Genomic DNA, 15,344 nt, shown 5'->3' on the forward strand with positions numbered 1-15,344 from the left:
TTGCGCTTCTATCCCGCCTCGGCCGCAATATGGAAAGGCTTCCATTACCAACGGCGAATCGGTACAATAACGATAGAACCCGTCATCTTGGAAAACCCGCTTCCACTCCTGAATAGAAGGGATTGTTCCGATTGATCATCCAACCGAAGACACGCGGCTTCATCTGCACGACCGCGCATCCAGAGGGCTGCGCCCGACAAGTAAGGCGCCAAATCGAGTACGTGCAAGGACAACCCGCGATCGAAGGCCCGCGCAGCGTGCTCGTCATCGGCGCATCGACCGGCTACGGACTCGCATCCCGCATCGTCGCTTCCTTCGCGGCCGGCGCGAATACGGTCGGCGTTTATTTCGACAAGGCCGCCGAAGGCGCCCGCACCGCATCGGCCGGTTGGTATAACTCCGCGGCGTTCGAGCAAGCGGCCGCCGAAGCCGGACGCAAGTCGTTCAGCATCGTGGGCGACGCCTTCTCGGACGACATCAAGACCAAGACGATCGAGCTGATCCGGGCCGAGCTGGGCAAAATCGATCTCGTCGTCTACAGCGTCGCCTCGCCGCGCCGCACGCACCCGAAGTCGGGCGAGACGTTCACCTCGGTCATTAAGCCGATCGGCGACACGTATACGAACAAGACGGTCAACTTCCATACCGGCGACGTCTCGTTCGCGACGATCGAACCGGCGACGGACGACGAGATCCGCCAGACGATCGCGGTCATGGGCGGAGAAGATTGGCAAATGTGGATCGATGAATTGCAGGAAGCGGGCGTATTGGCCGACGGCGCGACAACGGTCGCGTACTCTTACATCGGGCCTGAAATTACGCATGCGGTATATCGCGAAGGGACAATCGGCCGCGCGAAGGATGATTTGGAGGCCACGGCCATCCGCTTGAACGATCAGCTCGGCGCCGCGGGCGGACGAGCCTTCGTCTCCGTCAACAAGGCGCTCGTCACGCAATCGAGCTCCGCGATCCCGGTCGTGCCGCTCTACATCTCGGCGCTCTATAAGGTGATGAAGGAAAAAGGCAGCCATGAGGGCTGCATCGAGCAAATGTACCGGCTGTTCGCGGAGCGGCTGTACGGCGCAGCGCCTGCGGCCGTGGACGAGAAGGGACGCATTCGCGTGGACGATTGGGAAATGCGCGAAGAGGTGCAAGCCGAGGTCGCGCGTCTGTGGGCGGCGCTGACGACGGAGAACGTGTACGAGCTATCCGACTTGGAAGGCTACCGGCGCGAGTTCTTCCAGCTGTTCGGCTTCGAGACGGACGGCGTCGATTACGAGGCGGATGTCAATCCGGACGTGGCGATTGTGAATTTGCGTTAATCATCATACAGCGGTTCCCTGCCAGGTGGCGGGGAACCGCTGTATTTCATTTTGCTGCAATTGAATTAAAAAGGAACTCCGAATTCAAACCAGCTTCGGATATGCTTTACTTTGGGAAGGCCATAATACGTATAGCGGATCGTAATCTGCTGGACGGGCTCATCGTCATATCGAAACATAATGCCGTAATGCGTTGGCGTAGACTTCCCATTGGCGATAATCGCCAGAATCTCTTCTTCCGACGCCTGCGGTTGGATCGGGCTTGCCTCGAGTTCTACGAATCGCGTCGCGGGATCGGTCTGCTCGCCCAGATACTGAACCTGATGCCCGGATCCATAGGTAATGCCGAGCTTCGCGATCATTGGCTTTTCGCCGTCGTTCACCTGCACGCTTTGCAGCTTGATGTCTTGTCGGCTCTCGTTCTTCACCATCACCGTATAGATCTTATAGCGTCCTCCCGGATCGGAGTAGGTCGTCAATCCGTCATCTCGTATGGGGTCTGCGCGATCAAACCATATCACGACGCCTAGCAGAACAACCAGCGCGAAAGCGCCGATGATGAACGAGCGCCGGGCAAAGGTTAACAGACTGATCATTATTCATCGCCTTCCTACTACCGCGAAATTACGTGCGCAGCTTCTCTGACTCCACTTTACCATGAATTCCCATCCTGAAGCGACAAAAAGCAGCCTATCGGCAGATGCCGATAGGCTGCTCATTCTTTGCACTACCTTTACTACTGAATGCCCTTCTCGTCGAAATACGTGTTCGCTTCCGTCTTCACATACTCGAGCACCTTCTCGATGCCCGCGGCCTTCAGCTTATCGCGGTACGTCTTGAGCGACGCGTCGACGTTGCTCGTCAGGCCCAGCATGAGCGGCTTGCCGTATTGCTCGAACACTTGGTTGACTGCGGCGAGCTCGGCTTTGACCGGCTCGTAGTCCATGTAGATCGGGCCGAAAATATCCGGCTTGCTGATCGGCTTGAACTCTTCTTTCAGCTTGTCGAGGCCAGCCCAGCCGCCCTTCTCGCCCTTCATGTTCGGCTCATAGCGCCAGCCCCAGCTGGCAATGTCATAGCGAGGTGTCTTATTCAGATCGACGCCCGGCGCCGGGATGACGATCGTCTTGTCGTCTTCGCCCTTCGCCCAGTGCGTGCCTTCGATCCCGTAGGTGAGCAGATTGAAGTACGCCGGATCGTTGCGCAGCTTATCGAGCACCATGAGCGAGCGCTCCGGGTTCTTCGAGCTCTTCGGAATGGCCATGCCGTTGGCGATCGGCAGCGTCGGGATGACGTAATTGTGGAAACGCGTGAACGGGAAGTAGCCGATCTCCATCTTCAGCTGCTTGGCCGTAATCTCGTTAATAAAGCCGCCCGCGCTGGACGGATTGCGCCAGTAGTATGCGCCTTGACCGGTCTTGATGAAGTCGCCGGCTTCCTGCTTGGAGGACAGGGCGTTCTTGTTCCAGTAGCCTTTGTCCGCCCACGTCTTCATCCGTTTCACCCACTCTTCGAACTGCGCCGTGAACGGAATGATCTGAATATCGCGCGGTGCGTCGTAGCTCGTCGCGCCGATGACGTCCGAGCCGATCGGCTGAAAGTCGTACCACGTGCGGAACAGCCGCTGCACGTTCTCATACGCCGCGCCGTTGATCGGCGTCACCTTCTTCTGCGTCTTCACCGCATCGAGGTACGCTTCGATCGAATTGACGTCGGTGAACTCCGGCAGACCCAGCTCTTTGCGCCAGTCTTCACGGTAGACGAAGCCGTCCGGCGTATATTCCGCGTTCGTGTTCGGCACCGCATAGATGCCGCCGGCGACCGTGACGGACTCCCAATCCTGCTTCGGCACATTGCCCCACGTGGTAGGCGCATATTGCGGCAGCAGGTCTTTCAGATCCAGGAACGCGCCCTGCTTCGCGAGCTTATAGTAATCCGACCAGCTGGAGGCGAAGATCATGTCCACCTTCTCGCCGGAGGTGAGCAGCAGGTTGTATTTGGTCTGCCAGTCGTTCCACGTCGTGAAGTTCAGCTTGATCGTCGCGTTCAGATCTTTGGACAGCATTTTGTTGAACTCGGCGACGACTTTGTCCTGATCCTTGTGCGCATCCCCAAGCAGGTACCACGTCAGCTCGACCTTCTCGAGCTTCTTCTCCCCGTCCGCCGCCTCGCCGCTTACAGCCGCTCCGTTATTTGAAGTCGCTCCGTCGTTCGAAGGTGCCGGCGCACTCCCCCCGTTATTGTTGTTGCCGCCGCATGCGGCCAGCAAGCTCGTCAGCATCGTCAGCACGACGAAGAGCGATGCCCGTTTTTGTTTCATGCTCATCTCTTTGACGCCTCCCTTTTCTCGTATAACCCGTAAAATGAAGTCCTCGCTCGCCACTTGCTTACCCTTTCACCGCGCCGATCGTCAGCCCTTTCACGAAATACCGCTGCACGAACGGATAGAGCAGGATGATCGGTCCCGTCGCGACGACCGCCACCGCCATCTTGAGCGTCTCCGTCGGCGGCACGATGTTCGCGGCGAGATAAGCGCCGTTGTCGGTCTGCAGTACCGCCGCGCTGGATAAAATTTTGTACAGCAGGAATTGCAGCGGATATTTGCCGTCGTCGGTAATGAACACGTTCGCGTTGAACCAGTCGTTCCAATAGCCGAGCGCGAGGAACAAGCCGATCGTGGCTAGACCAGGCGTGGATAGCGGCATAATCAGCTGGCGATAGATGCGGAAGTCGCCCGCCCCGTCAATCTTGGCCGACTCGATGATCGAATCGGGGATCGACTTCATGAAGTTCTTCATCAAGATGATGTTCCACGCGCTGATGAGCGGCGGCAGTATCATCGCCCAGTAGCTGTCCTTCAGCCCGAGATATTTGGTCATCATGATGTACCACGGAATAAGCCCGCCGCTGAACAGCGTCGTGAAGTAGATGAAGAACGAGAGCGAATTGCGGTAAACAAAATCTTTGCGCGACAGCACGTACCCCGCCATCGACGTCAGCAGCAGGCCGAGCGCCGAGCCGACAGCCGTCACGCCGATCGTCACGCCGTAAGCTCGGATTATTTGCTCCGGCGTCTGGAAGACGGATTTGTACGCCTCGAACGAGACCGTATTCGGGAACAGCTTGAAGCCGTCCGAGACGATCTCCAGCTCATCCGTGAACGATCCGGCGACGATCAGCCAGAACGGGATGAGGCACAGCAGCGAAATGACGATGAGCAGCGCGTAGCCGACAAGGTTGAACACCCGCGTGGCCGGTTCGGCTTTCATCCGCATAGAGCGTTCCCCCTTCTAGAACAACGCGTAATCTTCGCGCGTTTTCTTGATGATATAGTTGACCGACATAATGAGAATGAAGCCGAAGAACGATTGGTACAAGCCGGCCGCCGTGCCCATCCCGATATCGAAGTTGACGGTGAGCGAGCGGAACACGTACGTATCGATAATGTCCGTCGCGTCGTAGAGCATGCCGTTGCTGCCGATAATTTGATAGAACAGATCGAACTGTCCCTTCAGAATGCCGCCGAGACTGAACAGAATGAGCAGGATGAACGTCGGCTTGAGCAGCGGCAGCGTGATGCGGCGGATCTGCTGGAAGATGTTCGCCCCATCGATTCTCGCCGCCTCATACAGCTCGTCGGAGATGCTCATGATCGCCGCCAAGTAGATGACGGTGCCGTAGCCGAGCCCTTTCCAGACGCTGAAGAAGACGATGATGTACTTCCACGGCGCGGTCTGGATGTAGAAGTCGTACGGCTGCATGCCCATCTGCTTCAGCACCGTGTTCACGACGCCGAGGTCCGAGAAGAGATTAAAGACGAACGCGCCGACCAGTACCCACGATAGAAAGTACGGCAGGAACATCACGGACTGCGCCGATTTCTTGAACAGCTTGCCAGGCAATTGCGACAGGAAAATCGCGCAGACCAACTGCATGACGTTGCCAATAATCAGGAACGCCAAGTTGTAGAGCACCGTGTTTTTGGTCAAATTCCACAGCAAGCCGGATTCGAATAGAAATCTGAAATTCTCGAACCCGATGAACTCGCTGCCGAACAAGCCCCCCTCGAAATCGAACTTCGTGAACGCGTAATAGATGCCGACCATCGGGACATAGCTGAAGACGATGAAGAAGATCAGCGTCGGCGCGATCATAAGAAACAACGTTTTATTGCGGTTTAGCTCGCGCATCAGGCCATGTTTTCCGGTCATGTCGATGTGGCCCTCCTTCTTGTGCATATTTCGCGGACGATCTTCGCGAATCCGGCGGTCTGCCTGGAAGTTCGGAAGCGTTCTCGCCTGCAATGCCCATATTAGAGAGCGCCGACCTCCGCAACAACTGATCATCCGCGACATCGTTCACTTTTGACGCGAAATGGCGGCTATCCTTTTGCGAACAGGGTCACTAATTACCTCCCCCTTCCCCCTCCGCCGAGGGGAACCATAGGACTTCGCCCTCTGGACTCCCCTTTTTCGTGATGACTCGTTTGTTCGCGGTTGGCGGGCTGCTTCGATTGGGCACGCTCTTGTCCTTGCGGACAAAGCTTCAGTCGGTTTTCCCCTTCGCCTCCTTCCCTCTTCTCCTCTTTGGAGGGGAAACAGAGGGTTGATAGCACACCGCTAATGAGCGTGACTCGGTGCGCGGCCGGCTTCGATGTGTCCTTTCGAGGAGAGCCCGCTAGTCCTACCGGACAGGCTGTTGTTCGAGCTTCGCACGGAACGTTTAGCCTTGGGGTGGTCTCATGTTCGTTTGAACAGTGGTCCTTCTGCGTGCTGACCTTCGCTTTCGTCATCTGGCGCGGACATGCTTTACTTTATTTACAAGCCCCAAATACAAAGAAAGTCCTTGCCGCGGCGGCAAGGACTGATCGGAAGGAAAATATAACGCGCGCACAAACGGCGTCGGGCAACTGAATCGCAGCGTATTGACCGGCCATCGAGGTGCCCGAAGCCCGCGATTGCCGCCTACGCCAGAATCGCGTCCTCGTCCTCCTCCTGCCGCTGCCTTCTGTTCTTCCGGTATTCCGCCGGCGTGACGCCGTTAACCTTTTTGAACGCTTTATAGAAGTACGGGTTATTGGCAAAGCCTGCCCGCTCGGCGATCTCGCCTACGGGATCGTTCGTCTCCTCGAGCAGCGATCTGACCCGGTTCATCCGCACTTCGCTAATGTAGCCCAGAATCGTCTGATACGTATGCTGCTTGAAAACGCGACCGAGGTACGTCGCCGACAGCCCCAGCTCCTCCGACAGCATGTCGAGCGACAAATCCGGATCGGCGTAACGGGATTCGATCAGCGCCTTGATCCGGTCCGGAAGATCGTCGTTCCGGCCCCGCTTGCGAGCTTCGAGCCGTTGACCGACGGCCGCGAACAGCGTCATATAGTTGCCCTTCAATTCGTCCAGCGACTGCACCCGGTCATTCGTATATAGATGCAGGGACGGTACGGCAAGCTCGCCATCCGCCGCATGATGCTGGTTCATGGCGCGCAGCGTGTTTTGCAGCGCGAACGACAGACGGGTAATGGCGAGCTGGAAGGACATATAGGAGTAGTTCGTCGCATCGTCGATGATGTCCGCGAACAGCTGCTTCACCTGCGTCATCCGGCCGAGCATGAGCTCTTCGAGCAGCTGCTTTTCCTTGCCGGCCGGATAGTCGTACGTTTTCGCTTTCTTCGCCTCGACGTCGGCCGCGCGAATGACCGCTCCATCCCCTTCGAACAATCGGTAATACGTAGCCTCCAGCGCGCTGTCGTACAGCGCGTTAACGACCGCGATGCCTTCCCCTCTGCCGCTGACGGTCAGCGTGATGGACAACTTCAGGAAGGCACGTGCCGATGCTTGGATTTCCGGCCAAATCTCGGATAATCGGCCCTCGTCCATCGCTCCCGGCTGCCGTTCTTGAATGAGGCATGCCGCATGATCTTCGCTCACATCGACCGCAACGGCGGACAATCCGGAAGCGAGCATTATTTCCTGCGCAATATTTTGCAGCCCGAAACGTATCAGCCTGCGGTCGCGCGCGGTGTACTGCTCCGAGAACCCGCCGTAGTCGTCGATCGCGAGCAGCACAACACGGAAGTCGCCCTGCGGCTCCAAGGGAATGCCATATCGCTCGAAGTTCCGCTTCACCCGCAGCCCGTCCGTGTCGCCGCCGTCCTTCAGCAAACTCTTCAACCACTCCGATCTTCGGGCGGCGAGCGCCTCCCGGTTCTCCGCCTCCAGCTTGCCCAATCGCGTCAGCTTATGGCTTATTCCGGCGTACAGACGACGCGAGACAAAATAGGAAAGCGCCAGACCGGCCAGCAGGATCGAACCCGCGATGACGATCGTCTTGTTGCGCATATCCGTAATTTGCGCGGTAATCTGGCGATAAGGGACGATGCGGATATAACGCCAGCCCAAATAATCCGGCTCGGTATAGGTGACGAGCGATTTGACCCCGTCCACCTGCTCGGCGAAATAACCGGTTCCCTCCGGCGCTTCGAGTACGCGGCTTATGTATGGCGTCGATCGCATGTCCGACAGCATCGGATATTTCCAGCTGCTGGAGACCAACTTCCCGGCAGCGTCGATCACGAAGGAATTCGTCGCGTCGTTCGTCAGCGAGCCGTCGATCAGCTTGTGCAGCTGCGTCTCCTTGATGTTGACCACGACGACGTTCTTCCGACCGCTGCGCGTGAGCGTATCGTACAGCAGGAACGTGTACGTATCCCGCTGCTTCTCGGCAATATTGCCGGCCAGCCCTTCAATCATCAGCTTGCGCGGAATCGGCATGAGCGTCTCGAACTCGTTCAGCCGCGTCACCATGTCGGCCATCTCCTGATCATAGAACTCGTCTTCGGCGAATACCGCCGGCACGGACATGTCCGAGCTGACATAGAACGTGCGCGCCTTCGCGTTGTACACGTAGATGGAGTCGATAAACGGAGACGTCTCGCGGTAATTGTTCAGCTGCTTGACCGCCGTGCTCACCTCGATCGCGTCGGCATCCGGGAAATTAAGCAGGTTGGCGACGTGAGGATCGCTGTAGATTTGCTTGGCGAACGTCGCCGCGGTGACCGACATGACAGATGCTTCCTGCGTCGTCTGCTCCAGCCGTTCCATCGTGCCGTCATAGGCTTGCTTAAGCGAGATCCGCTCGAAATGAACGTACAGGATGACCGACAATACCGCGATCGTCAAGACGATCGACACGGTCATCGCCAAAAAAAACTTGCCGTAGTAGCGGTTGTCCGCACCCGCGCGCTTCATCCGTGTCCCTCCTCTGCCTCCTTGAGCGATGAGCCTTTGACGATCAGCTTCGAATCGATCTTAAAGACGCGCTGGCCGGCCTGCTCGTTGGCGTTCATCTGATCGATCAGCTTGCCGGCCAACAGCACGCCCATCGTCTGCAGCGGCTGCTCCACGGAGCTGATCGGCGGGCGGACGTAATTCGTGATTCTGCTATTATCCACGCCGACGATGGCCATCCCCTCGGGGATGGGAATGCCCAGCTCGCCGCAAGCCTTGTGCACGCCGAGCGCCATCTCGTCGTTCGCCGCAAATACCGCCGTCATGCCCGTATTGCGATCGCGCAGCCGCATGAATGCCTCGTATCCGCCCTCTTCCGTGAAATCGCCATTGTCGACCAGCTCCGGCACGAACGGCAGCCGTGCCTCCTGCAGTCCCTTCATGTAGCCCTCCAGCCGCTCATAGCTGTCGATCGCGGTGGCGAAGCCGCTCATGAAGGCGATGCGGGTATGACCTTGCGCGATCAGATGGCTCATGACCTGACGGGTCAGCTTCACATTGTCCGTGAGCGCGCACGGAATCGCGTCATGGCCCGCGTCGCGGCCGATGACGCCTAGCGCATAGCCGTTGTCGGCATAAGCCGCCAGCTCGGCGTCCGTCTGGCTCGGCGTGACCAGAATAAGCGCATCGACCGTCCGGCTGACGAGCAGCGTCATGAACTCCCGCTCCTTCTCCGGTTTGTTCTGCGCGTCGCATATGATGATTTTATAGTGAAGCGGATTCGCCGTATTCTCGATGCCTTTGATGATCTCGACGCAATAGGTAATGCTGATGTCCGGCACGACGACGGCAATCGTCATCGTCTTCTGGGAACGCAGCTGCTTGCCGATCGCGTTCGGCGTATAGTGCATCGTGCGGATCACCTCCATCACCTTCTCTTGCGTGGAAGCGTTCACTAACGTACTGCCGTTCAAGACGCGCGATACCGTCGCCACGGAGACGCCGGCCTGACGCGCAACGTCCATTATCGTTGGTTCTTTCATGGATAAGATCGCTCCATTTCTAGGATAACCCTATTATAGAGCGTACTGTAATCGTTTACAATGATTTTTGGAATAGGTGGCGTGCGGGGTAGTAATGATCTCTATCATCCTCGCAAAGGCTTCAGATCGGGGACCTGCCTTACCTGGATGCCGGTCGGTTGAGGCTTCGGACGGGCGGGTAAATCGTAAGAAATGGCATCCTGCTTCCAAACGGCGGGCGCACGGAAAAGACAGCGGCATATCTCTATCTCCCCCGTCTTCTCCGCCCTCTTGTCCGATCAGGCATTCGGATTGGCCATTTCAACGTGCGTTTGGTCCGGCACCTGGTCCTCGGCATCGACTTCGCTGACGAAAAAACCGGTGCGTTCATGGGCGCTCAAATCTTCGTACAGCGTGTTCGGATCGCCGTCGGTCTCCACTTCTTTCTGATGCGGCATGCTTCCCATCCTCCTTTCGCGGCGTTTGGCGTTCGACCCGAATAAGGTGCGCCGCGGAAGAATTTGTTATGCGCGAATATCCATTTTATAAATTGGCTGGAAAACGTGCATCCTTAATTTATATGAATCCATGAACGGAGGCGCCAGACATGCAACCATCGAATGAACCTACCTTGTCGATCTTCGCCCTAGGCGGCGTGCAAGAAATCGGCAAGAACATGTATGTGATCCAATACGGCAAAGATATCATCGTCGTCGATTGCGGCTCCAAGTTCCCGGACGAAAGCCTGCTCGGCATTGATTTGATCGTCCCGGATATTACGTATCTGCTGGACAACCGGGACAACATTCGCGGCCTGATCGTCACACACGGTCACGAAGACCATATCGGCGGCATCCCGTACATCCTGAAGCAGCTGAACATGCCGGTCTATGCTTCTCGGCTGACGCTCGGCCTCATTGAAGGCAAGCTTCGGGAGCATGGCCTGCTCGGCAGCACGAAGCGGATCCCGGTCGACTCCAAGTCGAGCGTGAAGCTCGGCCAAATCATCGTATCGTTCTTCAAGACGAATCACAGCATTCCCGATTGCCTCGGCGTCGTCTTCGATACGCCGGAAGGCCGCGTGGTCCATACCGGAGACTTCAAGTTTGATCTCACGCCGGTGAACCAGCAGTATGCGGATTTGCACAAAATGGCCGAGATCGGCCAAAGCGGGGTGCTGGCTCTGCTCTCCGAGAGCACGAATGCCGAACGTCCGGGCTTCACCCCTTCCGAGCGACTCGTCGGCGAATCGATCGAGGAAGCGTTCTTCAAGGCGCGGCAAAAAGTATTCATCGCCACCTTCGCCTCGAACGTGCACCGGCTCCAGCAGGTCATCGACGCGACGCACAAGACGAACCGGCGCCTCGTGCTGCTCGGCCGGAGCATGATCAACGTCGTAACCATCGCGGCCGAGCTCGGTTATTTGAACGTGCCCGACGGCATCCTGATCGAACCCGGCGATACGCACCGCTACGCGCCGCATCAGATCGCCGTGCTCTGCACGGGCAGCCAGGGCGAGCCGATGGCCGCACTGTCCCGTCTCTCCCGCTCTGACTATCGCCAGTTGTCCGTCGAAGCCGGCGACACCGTCATCCTATCGGCAACGCCGATACCGGGTAATGAACGGAACGTCTCGCGCATCGTCGACCATCTGTACCAGCTCGGCGCCAAGGTCATCTACGGCTCGGGCTCCGTCACCGGCATGCACGTCTCCGGCCATGCGAGCCAGGAAGAGCTGAAGCTGATGCTCACCTTGATGAAGCCGCGTTACTTCATTCCGATTCACGGCGAATACCGGATGCTCTATTTGCACGGTCAACTGGCGGAGCAGGTCGGCGTAGAGCCGGCGAATATTTTCCTCGTGGGCAATGGCGATGTCGTGGAATTCTCGGCCGGTTCGGCGCGCAAGGCGGGCAAACTGCCTGCTGGCAGCACGCTCGTCGACGGCCTTGGCATCGGCGATGTCGGCAATATCGTCCTGCGCGACCGCAAGCTGCTGTCCGAGGACGGCCTGCTCATCGTCGTCGTGACGCTGAGCAAGACCGACGGCAGCGTGCTCTCCGGACCGGATCTGATCTCCCGCGGCTTCGTCTACGTCCGGGAATCCGAGGGCTTGCTGGAAGAAGCCGGACGGATTGCGGTCGCTACGCTGAATCAGATGAAGACTGAGCATGCCGGCCAGTGGAACGCGATGAAGACGGGGATCAAGGACGCGATCGGTAAATTCCTCTATGCCCAGACGAAGCGGCGGCCGATGATTCTGCCGATTATAATGGAGGTTTGAGAAGCACCCGCTGGCTATAGAAAAACTCGAAAAGGACCTTACGGCCGCTTAAGCCGCAAGGTCCTTCTCTATTGGCGTGCATTCCCAATCCAACGCCGCTTCGCTCAGTCTCATGTTCGAGGCGACGTTGGCCCGAAAAAAAACTCCTTACACGCGCCTCCTCTTATGGCCTCGCTTCCGCCTCCAGCTCCCGTTCTTCCGCGCCGATCGCCAGAATCTCGCGAATATCCGCTTCGCTCAGCGCGGATAGCTGTTCCTCGCCCGGTTGAATGATCGAGTCGATCAAGCTCCGCTTCCGCTGCTGGAGATCGTACATCTTGTCCTCCACGGTCCCGTGGGAGACGAGCCGGATCACCTGCACGATCTTCGTCTGGCCGATCCGGTGCGCCCGGTCCATCGCCTGCTGCTCGACCGCGGGATTCCACCACAGGTCGTACAGCACGACGGTGTCGGCTCCGGTCAGATTGAGCCCCGTGCCGCCGGCTTTGAGCGAGGCGAGGAACACGTCCCGCTCCCCGTCGTTGAACCGGTTGCACAGCTCCACCCGCTCGGACGCCTTCGTGCTCCCGTCCAGATAGAAATACGGGATGCCTTCCTTCACGAGGTCCTTGGCAATCAGCCCGAGCATCTCGGTAAACTGCGAGAAAATGAGCATCCGCTTGCCCGTGCTGCGGCACTCATCCACGATCGCGAGCAGCTGCTCGAACTTCGCCGAGCTGCCCGCGTACCCTTCGACGAACAGCGCCGGGTGGCAGCAAATTTGTCGGAGCCGGGTGATGCCGGCCAATATCTTGATCCGATGCTGCTGGAAGCCCCGGTTGTCGTCGAGATGCTTCGCGGTCTCCGCCCTCAGCTTGGCCAGATACGAGACGTAGAGCTTCTTCTGCTCCGGCAGTAATTGGGACGAATGCAGCGACTCGATCTTCTCCGGCAGCTCCTTCAGCACATCCGTCTTCAACCGGCGCAGCAGGAACGGCCTTGCGCGGCGCGCGACGCTCTCGCGGGACAGCTCGGTGAATGCCTTGCGGGTAGGGAACAAGTCCGGGAAGACGGCGCCGAATACCGACCATAGCTCTTCCACCGCGTTCTCGAGCGGCGTTCCGGTCAGCGCGAAGCGATGCTTCGCCTGCAGCGACTTGACCGCCTGCGCCGTCTGGGTCGTGAAGTTCTTCACGAACTGCGCTTCGTCCAGAATGACGGTGTGAAACGCGGTGCCGACGTACAACGCGAGGTCTCGGCGGATAAGCGGGTACGACGTGATGACCGCATCGACGCCGGCCAGGTTGCCCAGCTTGCCGCCTCGCTCCGCTCGCGTGCCATCCGCGATGAGCGCCCGAATGTCCGGCGCGAACTTGTTCAACTCGCTCAGCCAGTTATACATGAGCGACGCCGGCGCGATGATGAGCGCGGGCTGCCCATGCTCGCGGATCTCCGGCAGCATCGAGAGCAGGTACGCGATGCTCTGGACCGTTTTGCCAAGGCCCATGTCGTCCGCCAGAATACCGCCGAAGCGGTAATGCGCCAACGTACGCATCCATTGGAAGCCGTACTTCTGATAATCCCGCAGGATCGGATCGAGGCTCGGCGGCAATTCGAACTCCAAGTGGTCGGGGTTGCGGATATGCGCCAGCAGCTGGCGGAACGACTTGCCGAGCGTGACGGCTCGGCCGTATTCCCCGCTATCTGTCAGATGAAGCGCGCGGGCGACGGGCACGCGAATCTGCGCGCGGGTCAGCTCGGTTTTGCTAATGCCCATATCGTTCATGAAGCGAAGAATGTCCTCGTACTCCCGGCCCTCCAGCGGAAGGAGCGCCCCGTCCGGCAGGCGATGATACCGCCGTCTCTCCACGACCGCCTTCAATACGTTGCGGATTTCGCCGTCGGAGATGCCGGTCAGCTCGAATTTGAATTCCAGCCAATCCGTCCGTTCATCCACCTCGGCCCGGATGCCCGGAGGCGCGTTCGGGACGAACACGCGCGTCTTGACCGCGGCCGTCGCGTATACCCGCAGCAGCTTCTCGAGCTTCGGCACGACGTGGTGGAGAAACTCGTATTCGGCTTCCTCTTCATGCATGAAATAGCCGAGCTCCGTCTTCACGAAGCCGCTCTGGTCCATGAGATCGAGAATTTGGTTCTCCTTGTCGCCGTCGCGAAGCAGGATCCGCTGCTGCTCGCCCGGATGTTCGGCAAGACCTGCCAGCGGGTTGAACACAATATCCCCGTAGACGAACTCGAGCTCCGCCAGCAGCCGATCGCGAATCCGGTCGAGGTACAGCTTGGCGACGAGCGGCGTCTGCACGATCCGCTCCGTCACGCTGCGCGCGACATGCACCTGGCCGATCTTCATGAGACCGGGCACGACCTTCTCCATGAACGGCTCGATGTGCGCGGGCGCAATCGCGACCTGACGTTTGCGCGAGGCATCCAGCATGTTCTTCAGTTCGGCCAGCTGCTTGCAGGCATCAAGCGGAAGCTTATGCATCTTCCCTTCGGCGAGCACCATGCCGTAATCGGGGAGCACGACGACCTCGTCCAGACCGTGCGCCTCCAGCAGGAAACCCGCATCTTCTTGCTCGGCGAATGCGAAGCGAATCGGCGGCTGCTCGTCGCTGAGCTGAAGCCCAGCCGAAAACTCGCCATCCCGATCGATCACCACGGATTCGCAGGATGCCAGCAGCGGCAGGACGATCTCCCAATCGGCGGGCGGAACAAGCACCATGCGGCTCGATTGCTTGCTTCGCTGTTTGGCGGTAGCGGCGGCCGTCGCGCTCTGCTCCCGATACAGCGCTTCATTGGCGATGATCCGCCGAAGCTCCGTCAGCACCGCGTCATCCTCGGGCTTGAACCGGTGCCGAGCGGGATCGTAGGCGAAGCTCTTCGAGAACTGCTGCACCGCGCGCAGCGCGATCGCGTCCAGGAACAAGCCGATATCCGGCACGACATACAACCGCTTGCCCGCTCCCACCTTCAGCTCGAGGCCGATGCGGTAGTTGCGGTAACCGGACGAGAAAATGACGCAGGTGAACTCGGCTTCGACCGGCTCCCGCGTGTCCCGCACGACGAGCGCGGTCCCGGTGGTGGCGCGCGGCTTGTGCCGGAACAGCTCCAGAATGCCGCTCGTCAGCTGAGCATCGCCCGCCGTCCCGCCTCTGGCGCGCAGCGCTTCGGCCGGGATGTCCGGTTCGTCCAGCAGATGAAGCATCATTGCGGCGACGTGCTCGCAATATTTGTCCTCCGGATCGAAGTCCGGACAGCTGCAGGAGGCCGCGATATCGCCGCGCCGGTCGAGCGAGACGCCGACGATCCAATCTTTGTGCGTGCGAACGTTCGCTTCGCAGAACGGCTCGACGGGATCGAACCTTAGCACGGTCACCCCGCCCGCCCGCCGAATCGCTTCGCCCTCCTCGAACGCGAACCGGCCGCACAGCAGCCTGACGTCGTCATCCGTATATTGAAAAGCCATGGCGTGTTTCCTTTCCCCTTTGGC

At 58.9% G+C, this 15,344-nt stretch carries 10 protein-coding genes; 2 read left to right on the plus strand and 8 right to left on the minus strand.

The features are described 5' to 3' along the window. The first annotated feature begins 131 nt into the window (after positions 1 to 131). Positions 132 to 1,322 carry an enoyl-ACP reductase FabV gene (gene fabV / locus ACFSKT_RS19500; protein ID WP_377718539.1) on the plus strand — a complete coding sequence of 397 codons (1,191 nt, stop codon included), beginning with the start codon at positions 132 to 134 and terminating at the stop codon, positions 1,320 to 1,322. A gap of 65 nt (positions 1,323 to 1,387) precedes the next feature. Here the strand turns inward: fabV and ACFSKT_RS19505 are convergent, their stop codons facing one another. The 7 genes from ACFSKT_RS19505 to ACFSKT_RS19535 all read right to left on the minus strand — a co-directional run bounded on the left by ACFSKT_RS19505 (position 1,388) and on the right by ACFSKT_RS19535 (position 10,031). Further along, entirely contained in the window at positions 1,388 to 1,918 is a 531-nt protein-coding gene (locus ACFSKT_RS19505) for a hypothetical protein (RefSeq protein WP_377718538.1), read from the minus strand. Positions 1,919 to 2,058: 140 nt separating this feature from the next. After that, positions 2,059 to 3,648, minus strand: a complete 1,590-nt coding sequence (locus ACFSKT_RS19510) for an ABC transporter substrate-binding protein (protein WP_377718537.1) — start codon at positions 3,646 to 3,648, stop codon at positions 2,059 to 2,061. 61 nt (positions 3,649 to 3,709) lie between these two features. Then, positions 3,710 to 4,597, minus strand: a complete 888-nt coding sequence (locus ACFSKT_RS19515) for a carbohydrate ABC transporter permease (protein WP_377718536.1) — start codon at positions 4,595 to 4,597, stop codon at positions 3,710 to 3,712. A 15-nt stretch (positions 4,598 to 4,612) separates the two neighbouring features. Beyond that, complete coding sequence (locus ACFSKT_RS19520) at positions 4,613 to 5,533, minus strand: ABC transporter permease (RefSeq protein ID WP_377718535.1); 921 nt, start codon at positions 5,531 to 5,533, stop codon at positions 4,613 to 4,615. 753 nt (positions 5,534 to 6,286) lie between these two features. Next, the gene (locus ACFSKT_RS19525) at positions 6,287 to 8,572 is read right to left on the minus strand and encodes an AraC family transcriptional regulator (protein ID WP_377718534.1); all 2,286 of its coding nucleotides are present in this window, start codon (positions 8,570 to 8,572) and stop codon (positions 6,287 to 6,289) included. Continuing rightward, positions 8,569 to 9,594 (minus strand): LacI family DNA-binding transcriptional regulator, encoded by a 1,026-nt coding sequence (locus tag ACFSKT_RS19530; protein WP_377718533.1) that lies wholly within the window; start codon positions 9,592 to 9,594, stop codon positions 8,569 to 8,571. The genes ACFSKT_RS19525 and ACFSKT_RS19530 overlap by 4 nt, the downstream gene beginning before the upstream one ends. A gap of 278 nt (positions 9,595 to 9,872) precedes the next feature. Next, positions 9,873 to 10,031: a hypothetical protein gene (locus ACFSKT_RS19535; RefSeq protein ID WP_377718532.1), complete on the minus strand. Its 159-nt coding sequence runs from the start codon at positions 10,029 to 10,031 to the stop codon at positions 9,873 to 9,875. Between the two features lie 149 nt (positions 10,032 to 10,180). Between ACFSKT_RS19535 and ACFSKT_RS19540 the strand changes: the two genes are divergently transcribed. Further along, entirely contained in the window at positions 10,181 to 11,857 is a 1,677-nt protein-coding gene (locus ACFSKT_RS19540) for a ribonuclease J (RefSeq protein ID WP_377718531.1), read from the plus strand. 163 nt (positions 11,858 to 12,020) lie between these two features. Here ACFSKT_RS19540 and ACFSKT_RS19545 read toward each other — a convergent pair whose 3' ends face one another. Beyond that, positions 12,021 to 15,320, minus strand: coding sequence for a DEAD/DEAH box helicase (locus tag ACFSKT_RS19545; RefSeq protein ID WP_377718530.1), 3,300 nt, complete (start codon positions 15,318 to 15,320; stop codon positions 12,021 to 12,023). Positions 15,321 to 15,344: the final 24 nt, after the last annotated feature.

Origin of the sequence: Paenibacillus xanthanilyticus, from assembly GCF_042682185.1 — a bacterium.
Classification (GTDB): Bacteria; Bacillota; Bacilli; order Paenibacillales; family Paenibacillaceae; genus Paenibacillus_Z; species Paenibacillus_Z xanthanilyticus.

Coding starts and splice junctions, on each gene's coding strand:
- ACFSKT_RS19520 (WP_377718535.1), bottom strand. CDS start 5,533: ATGACCGGAAAACATGGCCTGATGCGCGAGCTAAACCGCAATAAAACG.
- ACFSKT_RS19525 (WP_377718534.1), bottom strand. CDS start 8,572: ATGAAGCGCGCGGGTGCGGACAACCGCTACTACGGCAAGTTTTTTTTG.
- ACFSKT_RS19545 (WP_377718530.1), bottom strand. CDS start 15,320: ATGGCTTTTCAATATACGGATGACGACGTCAGGCTGCTGTGCGGCCGG.
- ACFSKT_RS19535 (WP_377718532.1), bottom strand. CDS start 10,031: ATGCCGCATCAGAAAGAAGTGGAGACCGACGGCGATCCGAACACGCTG.
- ACFSKT_RS19540 (WP_377718531.1), top strand. CDS start 10,181: ATGCAACCATCGAATGAACCTACCTTGTCGATCTTCGCCCTAGGCGGC.
- ACFSKT_RS19510 (WP_377718537.1), bottom strand. CDS start 3,648: ATGAGCATGAAACAAAAACGGGCATCGCTCTTCGTCGTGCTGACGATG.
- ACFSKT_RS19515 (WP_377718536.1), bottom strand. CDS start 4,597: ATGCGGATGAAAGCCGAACCGGCCACGCGGGTGTTCAACCTTGTCGGC.
- ACFSKT_RS19530 (WP_377718533.1), bottom strand. CDS start 9,594: ATGAAAGAACCAACGATAATGGACGTTGCGCGTCAGGCCGGCGTCTCC.
- ACFSKT_RS19505 (WP_377718538.1), bottom strand. CDS start 1,918: ATGATCAGTCTGTTAACCTTTGCCCGGCGCTCGTTCATCATCGGCGCT.